Source organism: Salinimicrobium catena, assembly GCF_900102915.1.
Taxonomy (GTDB): domain Bacteria; phylum Bacteroidota; class Bacteroidia; order Flavobacteriales; family Flavobacteriaceae; genus Salinimicrobium; species Salinimicrobium catena.
Map to the genome: position 1 here is coordinate 1 of NZ_FNGG01000023.1, position 5,702 is coordinate 5,702.

The following is a 5,702-nucleotide window of genomic DNA, read 5'->3' on the forward strand; positions in this document are numbered from 1 at the left end:
TAGACTGAAAATCAAAGAATAAGCTGTTGCGTTAGCGGGTGAAGCGGCAGCCCCTGCCTACGCAAAAGCTTCGGCAGGCAAGCCCGATATTACATTGGGCAGGGCTACAGCGGAACACGCGCCTTCTCACGCTCAGCGGGAGAAGGAACGCCCAAAAAATCTTACTCATATATATAATAGTATTGTAAAGCACCTTTTATCCTATTATCTTTGCAGCTTAATTGAGAATTATGATAAAGATTACGTTGCCCGATGGCAGTATTAAAGAGTTTGAAAAAGGGACCACTCCTATAGAGGTGGCCAAAAGCATTAGTGAAGGACTTGCGCGGAATGTACTTTCGGCGAAATTCAATGATACTATTGTAGAAACCACTACTCCTTTAACTACCGACGGCAGTCTTACTTTATATACCTGGAATGACGAGGAGGGAAAAAAGGCTTTTTGGCACTCTTCTTCCCACGTGATGGCACAGGCTATCCAGGATCTTTACCCGGGAGCGAAGCTTACTATTGGTCCGGCGATCGAGAACGGATTCTATTATGATGTGGATTTTGGCGAGCACAAGATCTCTGAAAATGATTTCCAGAAGATCGAGAACCGCATGCTGGAGATCGCCCGCGGAAAACATGACTTCAACATGCGCGCTGTTCCAAAAGAGGAAGCGCTTGGATACTACACCCGTGAAAAGAATCCTTATAAGGTAGAACTCATTGAAAATCTGGAAGACGGAACTATTACTTTCTGCGACCATGATACCTTTACCGATCTATGTCGCGGAGGGCACCTGCCGAATACCGCTCCTATCAAGGCCGTAAAATTAATGAGCGTTGCCGGGGCTTACTGGCGAGGCGATGAAAAGAATCCACAGCTTACGAGGGTCTACGGAATTTCATTTCCGAAGCAAAAAGATCTAAAGGAATACCTTCAATTATTAGAGGAGGCGAAGAAGAGAGATCACCGCAAGCTTGGAAAAGAGCTGGAATTGTTCACTTTCTCACAAAAAGTGGGTCAGGGTCTGCCTTTATGGCTTCCAAAAGGAGCCGCTCTAAGGGAAAGACTAGAGAACTTCCTGAAAAAAGCGCAGAAAAGAGCCGGTTACGAGATGGTGGTTACGCCTCATATAGGACATAAAGAACTGTATGTAACTTCCGGTCACTATGCAAAATATGGTGAAGACAGCTTTCAACCCATAAACACGCCAAATGAAGGAGAGGAATTTCTGCTGAAGCCAATGAATTGTCCGCACCACTGCGAGATATACAATAACGGGCACTGGAGCTACAAAGACCTGCCGAAGCGATTTGCTGAATTCGGTACAGTTTACAGATACGAGCAAAGCGGGGAACTACACGGATTGACCCGTGTACGTGGTTTCACTCAGGATGATGCTCACATTTTCTGTACGCCAGATCAACTGGATTCTGAATTTAAAAAGGTAATTGACCTCACCTTATATGTATTTAACTCCCTAGGATTTGAAAACTTCACCGCGCAGGTTTCTTTAAGGGACCCGGAGAATAAGGAGAAGTACATTGGTTCTGACGAGAATTGGGAAAAGGCTGAGAATGCCATTATCAACGCAGCCAAAGAAAAAGGCCTGAACTATGTTGTTGAAACCGGGGAAGCCGCCTTCTACGGACCAAAGCTGGACTTCATGGTAAAAGATGCGCTGGGAAGACAGTGGCAATTGGGAACCATCCAGGTAGATTATAACCTGCCGGAAAGATTCAACCTCACATATAAAGGAAGTGATAATGAAATGCACCGCCCGGTGATGATCCACAGGGCTCCTTTTGGAAGTATGGAACGCTTTGTGGCTATCCTGCTGGAGCATACTGCAGGGAATTTCCCATTATGGCTGATGCCGGAACAGGCTATTATTCTCTCCCTCAGTGAGAAATATGAAAAATACAGCCAAAAAGTTTTAACTTTGCTGGAAAATCACGAAATTCGCGCCCTTACGGACAACCGAAATGAAACTATCGGGAAGAAGATCCGTGAGGCTGAAGTGAACAAATATCCGTACATGCTCATCGTAGGTGAGCAGGAAGCCGAGAATGGAACGGTTTCTGTACGTAAACACGGGGAAGGCGATCTTGGCACTATGCCGATTGAAGATTTTGCCCAAATAATAAAAAAGGAAGTAAACAGTACTTTAAAACAATTCGAAGTTTAATTAAAATTTTTGAGCCATAGCAATACGAAGAAAAAGATCAAGAAGACCTCTTAGAGAAATCAAAGAAGATCCGCACAGAATCAACGGAAAAATTCGGGCGGAAGAAGTTCGCCTGGTAGGTGATAATGTGGAAATGGGTGTTTATCCTCTTAAAAAAGCTTTAGCCATTGCTGAAGAACAGGAACTGGACCTGGTGGAGATCTCTCCAAATGCCAAGCCGCCTGTAGTTAAGGTAATGGACTATAAGAAATTTCTCTACGAACAGAAAAAACGTGACAAGGCCTTAAAAGCCAAAGCAACCAAGGTTGTAGTCAAAGAGATACGTTTTGGTCCGAACACCGATGATCACGATTATGAGTTTAAGAAAAAGCACGGAGAAAAATTCCTGAAGGAAGGTGCCAAATTAAAAGCATACGTATTTTTCAAAGGTCGTTCTATCGTGTTCAAAGAGCAGGGAGAAATCCTTCTTTTAAGACTGGCGCAAGACCTGGAAGAACTTGGAAAAGTAGAGCAAATGCCAAAGCTTGAAGGGAAGCGAATGACCATGTTCATTTCTCCGAAGAAATCGAAATAAGACCTGAAAATGCTTCAGAAGAAGCATTTTTCAGTTTTACAATAATTAAGTGAGATAATTAAAAAGAAGGAAACAATGCCTAAAATGAAGACGAAATCCAGTGCCAAGAAGCGTTTCAAGCTAACAGGTACCGGAAAAATCAAAAGAAAGCATGCGTTTAAGAGTCACATCTTAACAAAGAAGACGAAGAAACAAAAGCTTGCTCTAACTCACAGCACCTTGGTGCATGAGGCAGACGAAAAGAATATCAAACTTCAATTACGTTTATTGTAGTTGAACCTTTGATGGTTTACCAAATTTAATAACCCTGGAGTCGGGCAAATGAGATGTGAGATTTTGGATATTAGATCTGAGATCTTTTCTGATTTAAAAGTGTTGGAAACGACCGCCTGCTACAAAAAAATTTAAAATTATGCCAAGATCAGTAAATTCAGTTGCTAAGAGAGCCAGAAGAAAAAAGGTTCTTAAGCAAGCAAAAGGTTACTTTGGACGTCGTAAGAACGTTTGGACAGTAGCTAAAAACGCGGTTGAAAAAGCAATGTTATATGCTTACAGAGACCGTAAGAACAAGAAAAGAAGTTTCCGTTCACTTTGGATCATGCGTATCAACGCAGGTGCCCGTATGCACGGAATGTCTTATTCGCAGTTCATGGGGAAAGTTAAAGCTAGTGGGATCGAATTGAACCGAAAGGTTCTTGCAGATCTGGCTATGAACCACCCAGAGGCGTTCAAAGCTATTGTTGATAAAGTAAAATAAATTCAAAACTTTATCTCACTTATAGAAAGATCCTGCTTGAAAGAGCGGGATCTTTTGTTTCGGGGATTTTCCTTTTTTGCCACGAATGCACTAATGTTCTTTCTTCCCTTCTGCGGAAACCAGGTACCAGCCATACATTTGTTTCCATTGTCATTCTAGACGAAGCTCAAGATTCTTTGCGGACTTTGCGCCAGCTTTGCGCTCTTGGCGTGAACTCATTCAGGAAACTGATATTTATTGGCCACGGATGCACGAATATTTATATGTCATTCTGAACGAAGCACAGAAGGAGTGAAGAATCTTTATTAACCTTCAACTTCCGAGCACCAAGTTCCATATTATCTATCCCTTATCGAAGCTTGTTGCCACGAATTTTCTTTTATTCTGTCGGTTCTCAAATACTCCGATTTTCATTCTGATCGCAGCGCAGCGGAGGGAAGAATCCCTTGAATAAAAAACAAAATTACAAACTTCAAATTCCAAAGGTTTCAAAATGAGGTTTAAGACAATCGTTTAAATTGGAATTTGGACTTTCAATGATTGGAATGTTAAATTCAAATGAGATTCCTCCTTACGTCGGAATGACAGACAAACTTTTCACCCCGTCCTAAGGTCACCCCTCCCGGGATAGGATTGATTTTAAATCATTTTAGGGAAGCCACAGAGGCACAGATATCTTATTAGGAATCTCTTAAAAAAATGGATTTTTTGAAAACTTCCATTTTCTTCGGAAAAGAACAAAATCAAAAATGGCTTTTGAAAAACTCCCCAAGAAATTGTGAATTTTGAACCCGATATTATAAATCCTATTTCTCTCCCATTATCGTCAACACCAACTTCCTGCTGCCCCCGTGGTTGCGGTGTTCACACAAATAGATCCCTTGCCAGGTTCCCAGGTTCAATTTGCCATTGGTGATGGGAATTTGCAAGGAAGTATCCAGCAAAGAAGCCTTTATGTGCGCCGGCATGTCATCGGAACCTTCTAAAGTGTGTTTGTAGTATGGCTGATCTTCGGGAACCATTTGATTGAAGTGGCTTTCAAAATCCTCGCGCACGGTAGGATCAGCATTTTCATTTATGGTAAGGCCCGCGGAAGTATGTTTTATAAAAACCTGCAAAAAACCCGTCTTGAAATTCCGAAGCTCTTTCAGTTGCTCCAGGATCTCGTCCGTTACGAGGTGAAAACCTCTTGGCCTTGCCTTCAGCTTTATTTCCTTCTGAAAAAATTCACTCATAAACTTCCTTTTTACCACAAGTTATAAAATCGAGCGGCATTTTGTCCAAAGATCTTCTCCCTTTCTTCTTCGGAAAAGAATTCCTGCACGACCTGTACTACTTCCTTGTAGCTCGCAGCGGATATACAGACCGGCCAGTCAGACCCAAACATCAACCGGTCAGTTCCAAATGCTGCAGTCACCGCTTCTAAAAAAGGGTGAAAATCGGCTGCCTTCCAGCTGAAGTTTTCCGCTTCGGTCACCAGGCCTGATACCTTGCAATACACATTGCTTTGGCTTCCAAGTTCTATTATGTTTCGTTTCCATTCTTCTGACACGCCTTTAGACACCTGTGGTTTCCCCATGTGATCGAGAACAAATGGCTGCTCCGGAAAGATTTTGGTCAGCTCAACAGCACTCGAAAGCTGATAATCAAAAGCGAGAATATCATAAGTAAGATCAAATTTCTTTAAACTTGCTATTCCCCTTTTGAAATCGGGTTCCAGCATAAATTCCCCTTTTTCATCCCACACAGTATGCCGCACCCCTTTAAAAGCAGGATCACGGGAATATAATTCCAGGCGCTCCTCCACATTTTCAGCAGTGAGATCGATCCAGCCCACGACTCCTTTTATAAAAAATTGGGAATTGGCCAGTTCCAATAGTTTCACAGTTTCTTCTTCAGACTGATCTGCCTGCACCAAAATACTGCCTTCAAATCCATTTTCCTGAAGCAAAGGCTGCAGATCTTCAGGAGAAAAATCTCTTCGGAGGTCCTCAGCTACCCAGGAGTATTTTTCAGGATCATATTGCCAGAAATGTTGATGAGAATCGATCATCATTTTAGAAGTTAGATGTTAGAAGATAGATGTTAGAAGTTAGATTTTTGTGGAGTCCTAAATAGGGTTGACCATTTTCGAAGTTGATTATGAATCCTATTTAATGGAAGTTTAAAGTTATTAATTCTTTTTTCTTTTTAA

General features: G+C 42.0%; 6 protein-coding genes. 4 read left to right on the forward strand and 2 right to left on the reverse strand.

Going from position 1 to position 5,702, the window contains the following annotated elements; all coding sequences use genetic code 11:
• The first annotated feature begins 230 nt into the window (after nucleotides 1–230).
• The 4 genes from thrS (at nucleotide 231) to rplT (ending at nucleotide 3,508) form a co-directional block, all read left to right on the forward strand.
• On the forward strand, nucleotides 231–2,177 hold the full coding sequence (gene thrS, locus BLS64_RS14965; protein ID WP_093114525.1) for a threonine--tRNA ligase: 1,947 nt from the start codon (nucleotides 231–233) through the stop codon (nucleotides 2,175–2,177).
• 58 nt (nucleotides 2,178–2,235) lie between these two features.
• Nucleotides 2,236–2,751 (forward strand): translation initiation factor IF-3, encoded by a 516-nt coding sequence (gene infC, locus BLS64_RS14970; protein WP_256325202.1) that lies wholly within the window; start codon nucleotides 2,236–2,238, stop codon nucleotides 2,749–2,751.
• Nucleotides 2,752–2,826: 75 nt separating this feature from the next.
• A complete protein-coding gene (rpmI, locus tag BLS64_RS14975; RefSeq protein WP_029033297.1) occupies nucleotides 2,827–3,024 on the forward strand; it encodes a 50S ribosomal protein L35 in 198 nt (65 codons plus the stop codon).
• Between the two features lie 139 nt (nucleotides 3,025–3,163).
• Nucleotides 3,164–3,508, forward strand: coding sequence for a 50S ribosomal protein L20 (gene rplT / locus BLS64_RS14980; protein WP_093114527.1), 345 nt, complete (start codon nucleotides 3,164–3,166; stop codon nucleotides 3,506–3,508).
• Between the two features lie 806 nt (nucleotides 3,509–4,314).
• On the opposite strand, the gene BLS64_RS14985 is transcribed toward rplT, so the two are convergent.
• Together BLS64_RS14985 and BLS64_RS14990 are read right to left on the reverse strand one after the other, a co-directional pair.
• Nucleotides 4,315–4,743, reverse strand: a complete 429-nt coding sequence (locus tag BLS64_RS14985; protein WP_093114528.1) for a secondary thiamine-phosphate synthase enzyme YjbQ — start codon at nucleotides 4,741–4,743, stop codon at nucleotides 4,315–4,317.
• A gap of 11 nt (nucleotides 4,744–4,754) precedes the next feature.
• The gene (locus tag BLS64_RS14990) at nucleotides 4,755–5,564 is read right to left on the reverse strand and encodes an amidohydrolase family protein (RefSeq protein ID WP_093114529.1); all 810 of its coding nucleotides are present in this window, start codon (nucleotides 5,562–5,564) and stop codon (nucleotides 4,755–4,757) included.
• Between the last annotated feature and the right edge of the window lie 138 nt (nucleotides 5,565–5,702).

Bases quoted from the DNA above. Each gene is read 5' to 3' on its own strand.
- thrS (WP_093114525.1), top strand. From the start codon at position 231: ATGATAAAGATTACGTTGCCCGATGGCAGTATTAAAGAGTTTGAAAAA.
- rpmI (WP_029033297.1), top strand. From the start codon at position 2,827: ATGCCTAAAATGAAGACGAAATCCAGTGCCAAGAAGCGTTTCAAGCTA.
- rplT (WP_093114527.1), top strand. From the start codon at position 3,164: ATGCCAAGATCAGTAAATTCAGTTGCTAAGAGAGCCAGAAGAAAAAAG.
- BLS64_RS14985 (WP_093114528.1), bottom strand. From the start codon at position 4,743: ATGAGTGAATTTTTTCAGAAGGAAATAAAGCTGAAGGCAAGGCCAAGA.
- BLS64_RS14990 (WP_093114529.1), bottom strand. From the start codon at position 5,564: ATGATGATCGATTCTCATCAACATTTCTGGCAATATGATCCTGAAAAA.